Origin of the sequence: Vibrio artabrorum (assembly GCF_024347295.1) — a bacterium.
GTDB classification, from domain to species: domain Bacteria; phylum Pseudomonadota; class Gammaproteobacteria; order Enterobacterales; family Vibrionaceae; genus Vibrio; species Vibrio artabrorum.
In genome coordinates this window covers 1,754,983-1,770,826 of sequence record NZ_AP025458.1, presented here as the reverse complement: position 1 = coordinate 1,770,826, position 15,844 = coordinate 1,754,983, and the positions used below count along the sequence as shown (strand labels likewise).

Genomic DNA, 15,844 nt, shown 5'->3' with positions numbered 1-15,844 from the left:
TAAGCTTTTTTATTGCGTGTTTGTTTTAATCTCAAGTTTTCGTTTATTTAAACCTAACGCTTTAATTTTAAACGTGTTGGCTTTAATCAGATAGATGTTCAGCCGCAGCCAAGTAGCGTCGCGCCAGTCCAACAAATTCTTCCCCACTCATATTCAAGTCATGAGTTGATATGAAAATGTCATAACCGTGGAAGCCCCGTTGATACTTCATCCTGTTGGCAAGCATCGCCTGCAGCCCTGAATAGTCTTTAATCACCGCGTTTTGACTGTTCGTTTCATTCGGTGAATCAAGGTTATCCTGTGATTGGTTATTATTGACATCAACGTCCTTGATATTCGACTCTTTGTGCTGGCTCAGCTCCACACATCCGCTGTCAGTGCAACGCGCATGGTAATGCGATGAATCGAGGACCATATCTTCGAAGTGAGACTCTTTGCCAGCTTGCTTGGCTCCTAGATACAAAAGGGCGCGTTGGCTCAGTAATAATTCACAAGTAATTTTGGGACAGATAGCATCGAGGTAAGGTGAGTAATCTTTGATTTTAATACCCACCCAAGGGAGCGGCTGATGCCATCCCTCTTGCTGGTAAGTACACAGGCCAATTTTCTGGATGTTGCTCCATTTTAAAACCCAACCGCCTTTGTAGAAATGTTGTTGAAAATGAGTGGGAGTGAGAGTGAACATGACTCTGCTGCGCAACACTAAATAGTACCCCGCCCCCAGAAGAGCTATACTGCAAAATGCACCCACGATCAGTAATTTTGCGTTGTCGCTATAGAGGGCAATAAGCAAGACAATAAACCCTAAAATGACGGCGACCATTCGAAACGAGCGTGTGAAGATAGGCACAGAGATATTTGTTAGGTGACGAGTGTCCATAGGCAACACCAATTTTTCATATTTCTTTCTGGATGGATAACCAGTATATATGACCCTAAATTAATAAGTTGATGCCTAAATAATAGACGCTAGTAGACAATATCAGTATTTTTCGTCGACTTTCGGCGCTTCACTCTACAAATAGCTCCTGTTTTTTGGTATAAATCGCGCTTCAAATTTTCACCACTGCGAAAAGAGCAGTGAACTGGAGAAATATTCAATGAGACTTGCTCATAAGCGTAAGGTGCAGGCTAAACTGCAGAAACGCACGAAAGCGACTGTTGTTAAAGCCGTGGCAACGCCGAAAAAAGCGAAGCCTGTCGCAGAGAAAGTTGTAGCAGAAAAAACTGTAGCAGCAAAGCCAGCGGTAGAGAAAACAGTAGCCGCAACGAAAGAAGTTGCCGTCGCACTGACTCCTAAGCAACAACAAGTTCTAGACATCGTTGTTAGCAATGCTGAAGGCATTAACCCTAAAGGTATTGGCCTAGCAGCTGGTCAAGAAGACGCGAAAGCCGCTTCATGGGCAACAGGCGCATTGAAAAAACTTCTTGAAGAAAACTTGGTAGCGAAAGAGCAGCTTACCGGTAACAAGGTTATCTACAAAGCGATCTAGTCCTGTGGAATGACATTCGCTTTGTTAAGTTTTAAGCCTCGATTTTCGAGGCTTTTTTGTATCTGACGGATCATGCGACCGCTAATCCATACTCACATTCGGCCCCAGAAGTGTGCGTGCTCTCCCTAATATCTTGCTGCTTCATTACAGTGCACTCTTATGTTGAATTATAAACAACGCTCGAAGATCAAATAGTAAAATGCTTTGAGCTGAAAGTAATATTGGATGATGAATTTATTGAGATGATGGTTTTTTGTACGTTCATTTGGGTGGTTTGGTTGTTTTTGTTTGAAAATTCAGCGAACTGATTCGAGGTTACTGAAAGTAATAAGTTAACCTGCTAAACTTCATGCATTCAAGTGTTTGAATTATAGTGACAACAGCTTGTACTGCTTGAGTAGTACGTTAGAGTTTGTGATTTCGTCACAAGTCAGTCAGGGATATTAGTAATATTCCATAGAGAGGGATAATGACTAAAGGTATAGATAAATACAGTATTGACAGTACAGATTACACTGTTGGTCAAGATAACGTCCAGAAGTGGGGGTTCGATGTTCATAACCCAGTATTTGGAATTAGTGCAGGACTCATTGCTCTATTTTTGATCGGTGTTCTGATTACAGATACCGCCTCAGCAAAAGCAGCTCTTGATAGTGTGAAAGGTCAGATTATCAATTCATTTGATTGGCTTTTTATTTGGTCAGGAAATATCTTCGTTATTTTCTCCTTAGGTTTGATTGTTTCTCCGTATGGTAAAATCCGCCTTGGTGGTGTTGATGCGACGGCAGATTACTCATACATATCTTGGCTATCGATGCTGTTTGCCGCAGGGATGGGTATTGGCTTGATGTTTTGGAGTGTTGCAGAGCCCGCTGCATACTACACCGGTTGGTATGAGACGCCACTAAATGTGGAAGCGTTCACTCCGGAAGCGGCCAAAGTAGCATTGGGTGCAACTATGTATCACTGGGGTTTACATCCTTGGGCTATTTATGGCGTAGTCGCACTTTCGCTTGCGTTCTTCTCTTATAATAAAGGTTTACCTCTTTCGATTCGTTCTATCTTTTACCCTATCTTAGGTGATAGAGCTTGGGGTTGGGCTGGGCATATCGTGGATATTTTAGCGGTATTGGCGACCCTCTTTGGTTTGGCTACCTCGCTGGGCTTAGGGGCGCAACAAGCAGCAAGTGGTATTCATCATGTATTCGGCATTGAAGCGGGACTAGGGCTGCAAATTATTGTTATCGTCGTTGTTACTTTGCTTGCCGTGGTATCCGTTATGCGTGGTATTGATGGTGGCGTTAAAGTTATCAGTAATATCAACATGCTCGTGGCTTTCTTGCTACTGATTCTAGTCGCGCTTATTGGTTATGCTGTTACTTTGGGTACAATCCCTACAACGGTGATGGCTTACATCGAGAATATCATTCCTTTGAGCAATCCTTATGGTCGTGAAGATGAAGTTTGGATGCACGGCTGGACGGTATTCTACTGGGCTTGGTGGATTTCATGGTCGCCATTTGTGGGGATGTTTATCGCTCGTGTTTCTAGAGGTCGTACTGTTCGTGAGTTTATTACTGCTGTGCTAATTGTTCCTACAACAGTAACTATCATTTGGATGTCGGTATTTGGTGGTATGGCGATTGATCAAATTGTGAATAATGTTGGTATGCTTGGTCAAGATGGTCTTACTGATGTGTCGTTAGCGATGTTCCAAATGTTTGATGCGCTACCATTTGGCACCCTGTTATCTGTGATTGCAGTTGTTTTAGTTCTCGTATTCTTTATTACGTCTTCTGATTCTGGTTCATTAGTAATCGATAGTATTACTGCTGGTGGTAAAGTGGATACTCCAGTACCTCAACGTGTATTTTGGGCTTTTCTTGAAGGTGCGATCGCTGTTGCGTTATTGTGGGTTGGTGGTACTCAAGCGGTGCAAGCTTTGCAAGCCGGTGCAATCTCAACGGCGTTGCCATTTACCATCATTCTATTACTGATGTGCGTGAGTTTGTTAATGGGGATGCGTACAGAAAAACGCTAGCATCTCTAAATGACGTCGACGGCGTTATAGATGAGGTCGAGTGGTCAATAATGCTAAAGCAGGTGAGGTAACTCACCTGCTTTTTTTTGTTCATTGACGGTGTGAAACCCAAAATATAGCGTAATAGTTTTATGTTAATGGTGGCCTTAAATTTGGCGGAGTGACAATAAATTGGCATAACTTGAACTTATGGTTAATTTGATATTCTATTCTGGTGTTAAGCTATGAAATTTCTCGAATTTAAAGTGGTTATAGGGTAGTGTGCACAAGTTTTCCACCACTCGTGATACTAAAATGAAACTAACACTCAAACAGAAGTTGATAGGTGCAAGCTTATCTGCTGTTGTTGTTATGGCAACAGCCTTGACTTGGTTATCCGCCAACCAATTATTTGAACAAACTCGCAATGGTGTCTACCTGCGAGCAGAAAGCGTATCAGAAGCCGCGTCTGAAGGTATTAAAAACTGGGTCGATATTCGCACCAATATCGCGTCAGCATTTAATGACTTTTCAAGAGAGGATGATGTTGTACCTTTCCTTAAGCAGGCTCGTATAGCGGGTGGCTTTGACGATATCTTTTTAGGTACTCCAGAAGGTGGAATGTACCGTTCACACCCTGAACGTAATCGTGCAGATTACGATCCTCGTCAACGTCCTTGGTATCAAGAAGCAAATGCAGCGGGTAAGCAAATTATCACAACGGCTTACCAAGACGCGATCACGAAAGCATTGCTCGTTACGATTGCAGAACCTGTACATCATAATGGTAAACTCGTTGGTGTTGTCGGAGCTGATGTACTTATCGATCAATTAGTTAATGATGTAATCAGCTTAGACGTTGGTGACAATGCATACGCAATGCTCATCGATAGCTCAGACGGGACATTTCTAGCACATCCTAATTCAGCATTAAGTCTCAAGCCTGTTAGCCAGCTTTCAAACGATATTTCAATGTCGACTATTGAAAATGCGTTACGCACTGGCAGCATCGAGACGATCAATGAGCAAGGTGCTGAGAAACTACTTTACTTTACGAAAGTGCCAAATACTAACTGGATCTTCGCGATTCATATGGACAAAGCGACAGAAGAAGCGAATCACTCTGCGTTGCTCACTCAGTTGATCACAACAGCGGTTGTAATTACGTTAATCGTAATCTTGTTGGTATCTTGGTTGGTTAGCTTCCTATTCCGCGATCTAAATCGTGTCTCTGCCGCACTTGAAGAAATTGCATCAGGAGAAGGGGATCTTACTCAACGCCTTGAGCCTAAGAGTAACGACGAAATTGGTAAGCTTGCTGAAAACTTCAACCGTTTTGTAGGCAATATGCATACTATGGTTATTAAGCTAAGTGATGTGTCTGCTGCATTGGGTAATCAAGCTCGTCAAACGGCTTCACAAGCTGAAGAACGTAGCGCTCGAATCCAGATGCAACAAGATGAGATCAACATGGTAGCAACAGCCGTTAACGAAATGGCGGCAGCAACACAAGAGATTGCTGGTAACGCTGACCATACCGCACAGAACTCTTCTGAAGCCGTTGGCGCTTGCGAGCATGGAGCGGGTCAAGTAACACAGACTCAGAGTTCAATTCAAAACCTTGCGCAAGAAGTTCAAATCGCAACGAATGTGATTCTAGAGCTTGAAGAGCATGGTAATAGTATCAATGCTATTTTGTCTAACATTCAAGGCATTGCTGAGCAAACAAACTTACTTGCACTGAATGCGGCTATTGAAGCGGCACGAGCGGGCGAACAAGGCCGTGGCTTTGCTGTTGTTGCAGATGAAGTTCGCGTCCTGAGCCAACGTACACATGGTTCAACACAAGAGATTCAACAAACGATTGAGTTGCTACAAGGTACAACGGGTAAAGCGGTTAGCATTATGAATGATAGCCGTACGCTTGCTGAGACCAGTGTTGATGATGCGAACTCAGCGGCGGCGAGCCTAACGCAAATTCATGCTGCTGTTGAGCGTATTAGCGACATGGCGACACAGATTGCTTCTGCTGCAGAAGAGCAAGCGTCGGTAACGTCTGAGATTACTCGCAATACTGAGGGAATCCGTGACGTATCTAACGAGCTAGCAGACGAAGCGAATCAAGCCGCAGAACAAGCTGCTCAGCTTTCTGAGCTATCTAATGAGCTAGAAAATGAAATTAGCCGCTTCAAGCTTTAAGCATAAGCGAATAGCTATCAAATAGTGCTAGACGTATTAAGCTGTTAATACGCTAAAGCGTAAACAAAAGCCGAATGTGATTACATTCGGCTTTTTTGTGTCTGTCACCCAGAGGCTTATAAAGCCAACCAACTGAGATTGGACCGTTGCGCTAGGCGGTGTGCTTGTCTGAGTCAGGACATTTGGCTTTTAAATCAGTATGAGAAGAAGAGGGTTGCTTCATCCATTTGATCATAACATGCTCGTAGAGAGTAGAGAGTAGAGAGTAGAGAGTAGAGAGTAGAGAGTAGAGAGTAGAGAGTAGAGAGTAGAGAGTAGAGAGTCGCTATTGAGGCAATATCCGTATTCTATCCGGACGTGGCGGATTAGTTCGGGCGTTAGCAACAAAAAGCCCGAGTACAAACTCGGGCTGATAATGGTGTTACTGATGACAGTGAAAGTAGGCGAATTAAATGGCCTGACGAAGTTGGAAGTAACGTCCTTGTTGATTTAACAGCTTCTCATGAGAACCGTTTTCAACAATCTCGCCTTGTTCAATTAGAACGATGGAATCCATCGACTCCAGACCAATCAAACGGTGCGTGATGAAGATGACCGTCTTGCCTTCGAAGTGCTTCTCGAACAGTGTCATGATGCTTTGCTCAGTTTGCTTATCTAAGCCTTCTGTTGGCTCATCGAGAAGCTGGATAGGGGCATCATGAAGAATGGCTCGTGCGATGCCAATACGGCGCTTCTCACCACCAGACAGTTGACGACCACCATCACCTAACCAGCTATCAAGCGCGTTGTTCTCAAGCAGCTTTTCTAGGCCTACGTCTCTTAGGATATTTGCTAAGTGATCATCGGTTGCCTCTGGTCTTGCAATCAGCAAGTTGTCACGCAAAGTACCATTTAGAATATCGACACGTTGGCTTACGACACTGATTGATTCGCGAAGCTGTGATTCATTCCACTGAGTCAGTTCAATGCCTGCGATGGAGATAGAACCTTTCTTAGGATCCCAGTAGCGAGTCAGAAGCTGAATCAGAGTCGATTTACCAGAACCTGTTTGACCCACAATTGCGACTTTATTCGTAGCAGAGATAGTCAGGTCAATTGCGTTAAGAACACTGCGCTCTGAATCAGGGTAGCTGAAGGTCACATTCGAGAACGTAATATCAAGCGGCTTATTGATGTCGAGCTTCTCTTCGGAGAACTGGACTTCAGGCTCCGACAGAATCACTTCGTTCAAGCGACGAGCAGAAGACAGAGTTTGACCTAAATACTGGAACGCGCCTGCAATTGGCATTAATAGCTCGAAGCTTGCCATGGTTGCGAAGGCCATGAGTGCGATGAACGGGTCCGGTGCATTACCACCCACGCCGTCAGCCGCAAGCCAAAGCATAAGAACCAGTGTCAAACCGTTGAATAGCATTAGCACAGCTGACGCCATACCGGTTAGGTTGGCATTCACAAACTGATTCGCCATCAGTTTTTGTTGAGTCTCTAGTATGGCATTGCGATAACGCTCTTCAGCACCGAACAGAGTCAGCTCACTGTAGCCTTCAATCCAATCCAGTGTCGTCACACGAAGATCCGCTTTGTTCTGTGTCAGCTCGCCACCGTTACGCTTGCCCAGTTTGTAGAACAAGATCGGCCAAACCAACAGCATAATCAGAAGAATAGAGCCTAAGATCAAACCGAGCGAAGTATCGAACCACATCAAGAATAGTGTTAGGAAGACAATCCCAAGCACACCAACCGTGACAGGGCTGACTAAACGCAAGTATACGTGATCCATTGCGTCGACATCGGCAACCAAACGGTTCAGTAGATCCGCGTCACGAAGGTTTGAAATGCGTCCAGGAATGAGCGGAGCCAGTTTCTTGAAAAAGAAAATCCGTAAATCCGTTAATAATTTAAAGGTTGCATTATGGCTAACGACACGCTCACCCCAACGCCCAGCAGTGCGCCCCATCGCCAAACCACGGACACCGCCGCCCGGCAACATGTAGTTGAACGTTTCGCGGGCAATCGTTAGGCCAGCAACCGCAGAAGCTGAAATGAACCAACCCGATAGCGTTAGCAAGCCAATAGAAGCCGACAGAGTAGCAAAAGCCAATAGCATGCCTAGCGATAGGCCAAACCAATGCTTTTTATAGAGTTTCAGGTAAGGCAGTAAATCACGCATCTAAATTACCCTTATTGTCTTGTTGAGCTAAGTTCGCGTTTAGCATCTCTTCAAATAAACCACCTGCAGTTGAAAGCTGAGAGTAATGACCTTGTTCCACAAGACCACCATCGCGCATAACCATAATGTTATCGACCGATTGAAGAGGAGCCAGTTGGTGCGTCACAAGCAGGGCAGTACGGTTTTCAATGTTGCTGTTGATGCCTCTCATTACTAGCTGCTCACTACGAGTATCTAGGCTGGCAGTGGGTTCATCGAGTAACCAGAACTGGCCATCTTGAATCATGGCGCGAGCCAGTGCCAAACGTTGAGATTGACCAACAGACAGGCCGCCAGAACGATCAGAAATCATATAATTCAAGCCGTGCTCGTTTACGAATTCGTTAGCAAAAGATTGCTCAAGTGCATTCTCAACAACTTGGTCGGTGATATTGTGCTTACCTAGGGTGACGTTGTCACGAATTGTGCCATGCAGTAGCAAGGGGTTTTGCCCAACCCAACTAATGGTTTTACGCCAAGAGGCTAAATCGAGGTCACGCAATTCAATGCCATTGATTTTCAAGCTTCCTTCATAAGGCATGAAACCAAGAATAGCGTTGATCAAACTCGTTTTACCTGCGCCACTTGGCCCGACCAGTGCCGTCGACTGGTGGGTGTTCAATGCAAACGAAACAGGGCCAACCAGTTGAATGCCTTCCGGACTGATCACCTTGAGATCTTGAGCCACAATACCGACACCTTGATCGGAATCGAGTGGAGTATTGCCCGATTTTACTTTGGTAATATCCGTTTCTAAGAACTCAACAATACTTTCAGCAGCCCCGACGGCTTGTTGCTTGGCATGGTAAAAAGTACCTAGGTCACGCAGAGGCTGGTAAAATTCAGGCGCTAAGATAAGAATAAATAGACCGGCGAATAGTGTAATGCCAGCGCCGTAATGACCAAAGTTCAGTTCGCCAATATAAGTAAAACCGAAGTAAACCGCCGTCATTGCAATTGAGATTGAAGTGAAAAATTCAAGCACCGCAGACGATAAGAAAGCGATTTTCAATACATCCATAGTGCGCGTTCTGAATACTTCCGATGCACCTTTAAGTACCTCCGTTTCTGAGCTTGTTCTATCGAATAAACGAATGGTTGTCATGGACTGAAGACGGTCGTAAAAGTGACCAGATAGGCGTTGAAGCGCTTTAAAGTTTTTACGGTTGGCGTCTGCGGCTTTCATGCCAACAAGTGCCATAAACAGCGGCACCAGTGGTGCGGTAATCAAGAAGATTAAACCTGCCGCCCAGTTTACAGGGAATACAACCACAAGGATGATAAATGGAACCATCACCGATAGAGACATCTGAGGTAAGTAGCGAGAGAAGAAATCTTGCATGTCTTCTACTTGTTCTAACAGCAAGGTTGCCCACGTACCGGCAGGTTTACCTTTGATATAAGCCGGGCCAAGCTCACGTAATTTATTGAGAATTAGCTGCCTGATGTATATACGAACCTGTTCACCGCATCGGTAACCCGCGATTTCACGTCCCCATGTACATCCAGCACGGCCAACAACCGAGAATGCCAAACCTATGAAATGACCAACCAGTTCAGATTTATCGACATTCTCGATGATCAACTGGTGAAGAATAGAGGCGAGAAGCGCTGCTTGAGCAATTAAGAACACGCTTGAAAGTACACCAAGGCTAATCGCAATCATAAGCCAGCGTTTTGCTAACTTACTTTGTTGCTTGAGCCACTTGTTCAAGCTGCGTTGTTTTTTCTTATCCATTATGAAGGCTTAATGATAATTATTATTCGTTGAGGGCGGCTAGTATACAAAAGAAAGCCCAATGGATATACCACCGGGCTCTAGGGATTTACAATAAACTATTATGACGCCCGGCATCTACTGAGGCGAGAGCTTCGATATTTAAATCTGCAATCTCAGATTTACTTATCGTTTAGGCTATCTAGGTAGCGCTCAGCATCCAGTGCAGCCATACAACCTGTCCCCGCTGAAGTAATGGCTTGGCGGTAATTGTGATCCATTACATCACCAGCCGCGAACACGCCAGGGATGCTGGTTTGTGTTGCGTTACCTTCAAGACCAGATTGTACGATGATGTAGTCATCTTTCATGTCGACTTGGCCTTTGAAGATTTCAGTGTTTGGTTGGTGACCGATAGCAATGAATGCGCCCATTACTTCGATGTCTTCTGTCTTATCAGACTGAGTATCTTTAATACGAACGCCCGTTACGCCCATGTCGTCGCCTAAAACTTCGTCTAGCGTGCGATCAGTGTGAAGAACAATGTTGCCGTTCTCTACTTTGTCCATTAAACGTTTCACTAGAATCTTTTCAGCGCGGAACGTGTCGCGGCGGTGAACTAGGTGAACTTCAGATGCGATGTTAGACAGGTAAAGCGCTTCTTCAACCGCCGTGTTACCTCCACCAACAACCGCCACTTTCTGGTTTCGGTAGAAGAAACCATCACACGTTGCACAAGCCGAAACACCACGGCCTTTGAATGCCTCTTCAGACTCTAAACCGAGGTACTTAGCTGATGCTCCCGTGGAGATGATCAAAGCATCACACGTGTACTCGCCAGAATCGCCTTTCAAACGGAAAGGGCGGTTTGATAGGTCGACATCGTTAATGTGGTCGAACAGGATCTCTGTTTCAAAGCGCTCTGCGTGCTCTTTCATGCGATCCATCAGTGCTGGACCCGTTAAACCTTCAGCATCACCCGGCCAGTTTTCTACTTCTGTTGTGGTGGTAAGCTGACCACCTTGCTGCATACCGGTAACCAGTACTGGATTTAGATTTGCACGAGCAGCGTAAACTGCAGCTGTATAGCCAGCAGGGCCAGAACCAAGAATCAATAAATTACAGTGCTTTACGTCGCTCATGAGGACTCCGAAATTGAAATTGTTTTTATTTATAATCGCTTAGGATTGTATGGAAAATATGGAGGCAATAAAAGTGTAAACAAGGGGAGAAGTGTAATTAATCGTTATAGGTTAGAACTTAATGAAGACAAACGTTTTCTTGGCTGAAAGAACAGTCAAAACTCCAAAGGATCATGGTGCTTTGGAGTGGCGGTTAGATTACGGTCAGTGCATCCAGTGAGCGTCATTTCAAATGTCTGCCCCCATCAAGGTGCAGGGTCCTTCCTGTCATGTAGTGACTAGCCAAAACAAACTTGATGCCATCGATCACTTCATCATAGCCCGCCTCTGTGGGAATCAGGGCTTTTTGCAAAGCTTTGGTTTTGTACGCTTCGTCGTCATGTTCATTGAACTTAATCATAGCTGGAGAGATGGTATTGACTTTCACTTTGGGTGCCAGCATCGCTGAGAACGATAGCGTCAGGTTGTTGAGTGCGGCTTTGCTGGCCGCGTAAGCGATGTGTTTTTTACTGCCTTTTTCCGCAACGTAATCACTGATGTGGATGATGTCCGACGTTTTATCGCCAGACATTAGTTGGTCTTTAAACGTCAGATTAACCAGATAAGGCACGCAGGCGTGAACCGTCATCATTCGATTGATGATTTGCGATGCGTTTTCACTGGGGTTTTTCTTGTTTTCTGGCTGCCAATCGGAAGCATTATGTATGATGGCTCGAAGGGTCTTATATTCTTGACCGACGTAATGAAGAAATCGCTCTAGGCTGCTTTGTTGATAAAAGTCTACCTGTTGCAAGTCGGCTCCACGGTCGCGCAGTAATTGCAGTTGGGGATAGTCACTTCGGTAAGTGCCAACCACGTTGTATCCGTCCGATAAAAGTTGCTGCGCCAGAGCGAATCCTAAACGCTTTCCCACACCGGTTATTAGAATCGTCTCACTCATCGTAAAAACTCAGCTCTTGTTTGAGGGTTAGTTTTGAAACTGCCACCCAGCGCGGTGGTTGTGGTTTCAGAGTTAGCGTCCATCACGCCTCTCGATTTAACGCAGTAGTGAGTTGCTTTAATCGTCACAGCCACATTTTCGGTTTCAACCAGAGCCTGTATCGCGACCAGGATTTGTTGAGTAAGGCGCTCTTGAACCTGTGGACGCTGAGCAAAGAATCGAACAATACGGTTTATTTTAGACAGCCCGAGAATCTTGGATTCAGGGATATAAGCCACTTGTGCTAAACCATCGATGGTGATGAAGTGATGTTCGCACGTCGACGTTAAATCTATATCCGATACCTTAACCATTTCATCAACTGACATTTTGTTGTCGATAACACTGATTTTGGGGAAGTTATTGTAGTCGAGTCCTGAAAATATCTCGTGAACGTACATCTTAGCAATGCGATGAGGTGTTTCAGCAAGACTGTCATCGGTTAAATCCAGGCCAAGCGTACTGACAACTTCGGTCAAAAGTCCTTTAATACGGTTGTACTTCTGGTCAGGATTCATTTCGCTCGATGTCATCGGGGTTTCTAATCCCTTTTCGAGCAAAGCTTCTCTTACTTTTTCAGCTTCTGTGGTTAGCATTGAGTCGCTCCTTATGAATTAATCTTCGAGTTCTGCTTCATAGCTCAGGGTGAGCGAGACGGAATCGGCGAAACGTAGAGCATGAGGCTTGTCAATTCTCACTTGAGCGTATCGAACCCATGAATGGTCGATACAAATGCCGAGCACGTCGCTAGTTAACTTTTCTAAAAGTAGAAACCGTCCAGATTCGACATGTTGAATGATTTTTTTGCAGATATTTTTGTAGTTAAGTGCGTTCTCCACATCATCAGAGAGGCAGAGGTTGTTTGCGGGGTAATGGATCTCCGCGTTTATAACGATGTCTTGCTGCTTGGTTTTTTCTTCTTCGTTGAAGCCGATGAAGGTTCTTAATCTGAGATTTGTGATGGTGATAATCGCATTGTGATTCATAACGGTTTCCGATCCTTAGAAGGTAGAGTGAGTTACGTGCCTGTTAGAGGAAAAGATCAATAAAGCTCAAACGTTCTGTTTAAAGCCGTTGTAGGGTCTAAATGAAACTGATCTTGACAGGGATAAGTTCGGTTTTCTGACTCCGCTGATCGAAGTTGTTCCAAAGATGCTGAAAAGAGATGTCTAGAGTGGGATGATGTTGGTGCGCGGCAACATCAACTAACGGTCGAAGCACAAAAGCGTACTCGGTGATTTCACCTCTAGGCAGTTCTACTCCGTCGACAATACCCACTTGATTACCATAAAGAAGGATATCGATATCTAGGGTTCGTGAAGCATACGCTTTGGTCTCACGCTTTCGACCATTCTCGAGTTCGATTTGATGTAAAGCCTTCGCCAGCTCTGCGACAGGGAGATTGCATTCAAAGCCAACGACTAGGTTCAGAAAGTTGTCCCCTTCAAAACCAACAGGCTCACAATCGTAGAAATTAGAAATGTGTAGAGGTGCAAAGCGACTATTCAATGCGTTGAGAGATTCTGTGATGTGATGTTCACGGTTAATGTTGCTTCCGATGCTGACATAGACGGTGGTCATATTGTTTTCTCCTTTTACCCACCTTTACGTCCTAACTCGTTGTGATGATCAGTTATGTTTGCTTTTGATATCAGGAAGACAAAACAAAACACGACATACAGTTAATAATGTCGCTATATTTGAAATTTTAGGTATTTATAACTAGCTAGTGGACTGTGCTAGTTTTAAGAGTTGGTCATCTTTTATTCTGGTGTCATACACTGCTTTTTATTTATCTACTGGATTTAGTGTCTGAATTATTAATTATGACGGGATAAATGATTGTTTTATGTTGATTTGGCAAGATCTTTAAGTATCCTTAGTGTAAATAAAATGTTAAATATCGAAAGTTAATTAACAATCATTAAGGAGTCGATGATGTTACATGCTCACGAAAATACCCTACATATTACCCACCTCAGTAACCACGCGGTTAAGGAGTTGTCACCTTCATTCTCTAAGCTACCAAGCACAGAGCATGCGGATGGCCAGTTCAGATTGAGAAGGTACTCAGTGGTTGAATTCAGTCATGGACAAGTCGTTGAGCTAGACAAACATAACTTTGTTCAGTCTGAAGACATTAATCACTTTCAAGGTGACGTTGTTCGCCAGTTCGAGCCGATTGAAGCACAAATTCTCAGCAGCGAAGGTATGCAAGAGATGTGTGAGCTTTTTATTGAAACCAATGGGCTTGAAGACGGGCAAGAAATCGAAATTCATCAAATTCGTATTGCCGCTATTTTTGAAGAGACACAGGTTGCACCCGAAGGTGTCCATCAAGATGGTTTTGACCACATCGCGATCATTGGTGTTACTCGCCACAACATCGTTGGTGGTGAAGTGATGCTGTACCAAGATAGCCACGAAGCGCCATTTTTTAGAAAAGTACTTGAAGATGGCGAAGTGGCGATGCTTGCTGACAGTAAGCTGTGGCACAACGCACAACCGATTCGCACCATAGACCACGATGAGATGGGTTACATGGATGTGTTTGTACTAACGGCTAAGGATGCGCGCAATGTCCTTCATTCTTAATAATGTACGCCAGCAATTTAGCGCGTTAGGCCAATATCACAATGGCAAGCCAGTTACTTTCTTTGATGGCCCAGGCGGTGCTCAAGTGCCTGAGAATGTTTTAGCTTCAATGAGCGAATACCTAGGGCATTTTAATTCCAACTTAGGCGGTCACTATTTTTCTAGCCAGAAAACGACAGGTTTGATGCAGCAAGCTCGAGAGTCGGTTCAAGCGCTACTGAATGCGGAATCTTCTGACAACGTTGTGTTCGGCGCGAACATGACCTCGCTGACTTTCCAACTGAGTCGAGCGATCAGTCGCGATTGGCAAGAGGGTGATGAAGTTATCGTCACCGCGTTAGACCATTACTCAAATGTATCGAGTTGGCAGCAAGCGGCAGACGATAAAGGCGCGATTGTTCGCCAAGTTCGCGTAGACGAGTCGGATTGCAGTTTGGATATGGCGCATTTTGAGTCACTACTTAACGAGAAAACCAAACTTGTCGCAGTCACGTTTGCTTCGAATACGACAGGCTCGATTGTCGACATGGATAAAGTTATTGAGCTTGCACACCAACATGGCGCGCTGGTGTATGTCGATGCCGTGCATTACGCTCCACACCATCTGATCGATGTCCAACAACTGAAGTGCGACTTTTTAGCGTGTTCGGCGTATAAGTTCTTCGGCCCGCATGTGGGCATCGCGTATGTTGCGCCTCAATGGCTGCAAACGTTAAAGCCTTACAAGGTAGAGCCTGCGACCAATATTGGCCCAGGCCGATTTGAGACGGGAACCCAAAGCTTCGAAGGTCTTGCTGGCGTGATTGCTGCAGTGGATTACTTGGCCCAATTAGGCGAACCAACGGATTCATTACGTGCTCGTTTAGAGCAAAGCTACGCGCTTTACAATCAACACGAAAGCCAACTCAGTGCGTATTTTCTAAAACGCTTGTCTGATCTCGAAGGGGTCAAACTCTATGGGAAGACGGAGTTTGACTCGAATCTAAGAACACCTACCTTTGCGGTGACATTTGATGATCACTCGCCAGAGTTCATCGCCAAGAAGTTAGGCGAGCATAATATCTGTGTGTGGAATGGGCATTTCTACGCGTTAGGGCTAGTGAAACAGCTGGGTATTGAAGAGCAGGGGGTGGTGCGTATTGGTTGTATGCATTACAACTCGATTGAAGAGATCGACTTATTGTTCAATGTACTGGAGAGTGTTTTAAGAAGTCGCTAACGCCTTTACACTAATAAAACGAACAAAGAGCAGACGTCTCTCATGAATATTGAGTAGGAAGTCGGCTCTTTTTTAATTTAACTCCCCGATCTAGCTCGTCCCGTTATTAATCGCCCCTTTTAAAAGCGTGGTCTCATTAAAACAACTATTTCACGAAAGTTCATGTATCAGATCTGTGGGCTGATTTCGGGATCCGTTTTGGTCCAGTTATTGAATTAGGATCAGTGGCAGAAAGCGAATCGTTCGTTTGATTGCGACTGGTTCGGGAATC

The 15,844-nt window shown here is 44.7% G+C and carries 13 protein-coding genes; 5 read left to right on the top strand and 8 right to left on the bottom strand.

The features are described 5' to 3' along the window. Positions 1-82: 82 nt before the first annotated feature. Positions 83-880: a DUF2982 domain-containing protein gene (locus OCU36_RS07960; protein WP_261837512.1), complete on the bottom strand. Its 798-nt coding sequence runs from the start codon at positions 878-880 to the stop codon at positions 83-85. A 220-nt stretch (positions 881-1,100) separates the two neighbouring features. On the opposite strand from OCU36_RS07960, the gene OCU36_RS07955 reads away from it, so the two are divergent. From OCU36_RS07955 to OCU36_RS07945, 3 genes are all read left to right on the top strand, one after another. Further along, positions 1,101-1,493 (top strand): MarR family transcriptional regulator, encoded by a 393-nt coding sequence (locus OCU36_RS07955; RefSeq protein ID WP_261837511.1) that lies wholly within the window; start codon positions 1,101-1,103, stop codon positions 1,491-1,493. A 469-nt stretch (positions 1,494-1,962) separates the two neighbouring features. Further along, positions 1,963-3,534, top strand: coding sequence for a BCCT family transporter (locus tag OCU36_RS07950; RefSeq protein WP_261837510.1), 1,572 nt, complete (start codon positions 1,963-1,965; stop codon positions 3,532-3,534). Between the two features lie 294 nt (positions 3,535-3,828). Then, entirely contained in the window at positions 3,829-5,712 is a 1,884-nt protein-coding gene (locus OCU36_RS07945) for a methyl-accepting chemotaxis protein (RefSeq protein ID WP_261837509.1), read from the top strand. Positions 5,713-6,160: 448 nt separating this feature from the next. On the opposite strand, the gene cydC is transcribed toward OCU36_RS07945, so the two are convergent. From cydC to folK, 7 genes are all read right to left on the bottom strand, one after another. Continuing rightward, positions 6,161-7,882, bottom strand: coding sequence for a heme ABC transporter ATP-binding protein/permease CydC (cydC, locus tag OCU36_RS07940; RefSeq protein WP_261837508.1), 1,722 nt, complete (start codon positions 7,880-7,882; stop codon positions 6,161-6,163). Further along, positions 7,875-9,659: a heme ABC transporter permease/ATP-binding protein CydD gene (gene cydD / locus OCU36_RS07935; protein ID WP_261837507.1), complete on the bottom strand. Its 1,785-nt coding sequence runs from the start codon at positions 9,657-9,659 to the stop codon at positions 7,875-7,877. The genes cydC and cydD overlap by 8 nt, the downstream gene beginning before the upstream one ends. Before the next feature lie 161 nt (positions 9,660-9,820). Next, a complete protein-coding gene (trxB, locus tag OCU36_RS07930) occupies positions 9,821-10,780 on the bottom strand; it encodes a thioredoxin-disulfide reductase (protein ID WP_261837506.1) in 960 nt (319 codons plus the stop codon). A 223-nt stretch (positions 10,781-11,003) separates the two neighbouring features. Then, positions 11,004-11,720 (bottom strand): dihydromonapterin reductase, encoded by a 717-nt coding sequence (gene folM, locus OCU36_RS07925; protein WP_261837505.1) that lies wholly within the window; start codon positions 11,718-11,720, stop codon positions 11,004-11,006. Next, entirely contained in the window at positions 11,717-12,355 is a 639-nt protein-coding gene (gene folE, locus OCU36_RS07920; protein WP_048611743.1) for a GTP cyclohydrolase I FolE, read from the bottom strand. Before folE ends, folM begins: the two co-directional genes overlap by 4 nt. Before the next feature lie 18 nt (positions 12,356-12,373). Next, a complete protein-coding gene (gene folX / locus OCU36_RS07915) occupies positions 12,374-12,745 on the bottom strand; it encodes a dihydroneopterin triphosphate 2'-epimerase (protein WP_261837504.1) in 372 nt (123 codons plus the stop codon). A gap of 97 nt (positions 12,746-12,842) precedes the next feature. Next, positions 12,843-13,340, bottom strand: coding sequence for a 2-amino-4-hydroxy-6-hydroxymethyldihydropteridine diphosphokinase (gene folK, locus OCU36_RS07910; protein ID WP_261837503.1), 498 nt, complete (start codon positions 13,338-13,340; stop codon positions 12,843-12,845). Between the two features lie 357 nt (positions 13,341-13,697). Between folK and OCU36_RS07905 the strand changes: the two genes are divergently transcribed. Both OCU36_RS07905 and OCU36_RS07900 read left to right on the top strand, forming a co-directional pair. Next, the gene (locus OCU36_RS07905; RefSeq protein WP_261839713.1) at positions 13,698-14,354 is read left to right on the top strand and encodes a 2OG-Fe dioxygenase family protein; all 657 of its coding nucleotides are present in this window, start codon (positions 13,698-13,700) and stop codon (positions 14,352-14,354) included. Next, positions 14,338-15,573, top strand: coding sequence for a cysteine desulfurase-like protein (locus tag OCU36_RS07900; protein WP_261837502.1), 1,236 nt, complete (start codon positions 14,338-14,340; stop codon positions 15,571-15,573). The genes OCU36_RS07905 and OCU36_RS07900 overlap by 17 nt, the downstream gene beginning before the upstream one ends. Positions 15,574-15,844 lie beyond the last annotated feature (271 nt).

Coding starts and splice junctions, on each gene's coding strand:
- trxB (WP_261837506.1), bottom strand. CDS start 10,780: ATGAGCGACGTAAAGCACTGTAATTTATTGATTCTTGGTTCTGGCCCT.
- folE (WP_048611743.1), bottom strand. CDS start 12,355: ATGCTAACCACAGAAGCTGAAAAAGTAAGAGAAGCTTTGCTCGAAAAG.
- cydC (WP_261837508.1), bottom strand. CDS start 7,882: ATGCGTGATTTACTGCCTTACCTGAAACTCTATAAAAAGCATTGGTTT.
- OCU36_RS07950 (WP_261837510.1), top strand. CDS start 1,963: ATGACTAAAGGTATAGATAAATACAGTATTGACAGTACAGATTACACT.
- folX (WP_261837504.1), bottom strand. CDS start 12,745: ATGAATCACAATGCGATTATCACCATCACAAATCTCAGATTAAGAACC.
- OCU36_RS07960 (WP_261837512.1), bottom strand. CDS start 880: ATGGACACTCGTCACCTAACAAATATCTCTGTGCCTATCTTCACACGC.
- OCU36_RS07900 (WP_261837502.1), top strand. CDS start 14,338: ATGTCCTTCATTCTTAATAATGTACGCCAGCAATTTAGCGCGTTAGGC.
- OCU36_RS07945 (WP_261837509.1), top strand. CDS start 3,829: ATGAAACTAACACTCAAACAGAAGTTGATAGGTGCAAGCTTATCTGCT.
- folM (WP_261837505.1), bottom strand. CDS start 11,720: ATGAGTGAGACGATTCTAATAACCGGTGTGGGAAAGCGTTTAGGATTC.
- OCU36_RS07955 (WP_261837511.1), top strand. CDS start 1,101: ATGAGACTTGCTCATAAGCGTAAGGTGCAGGCTAAACTGCAGAAACGC.
- folK (WP_261837503.1), bottom strand. CDS start 13,340: ATGACCACCGTCTATGTCAGCATCGGAAGCAACATTAACCGTGAACAT.
- cydD (WP_261837507.1), bottom strand. CDS start 9,659: ATGGATAAGAAAAAACAACGCAGCTTGAACAAGTGGCTCAAGCAACAA.
- OCU36_RS07905 (WP_261839713.1), top strand. CDS start 13,698: ATGTTACATGCTCACGAAAATACCCTACATATTACCCACCTCAGTAAC.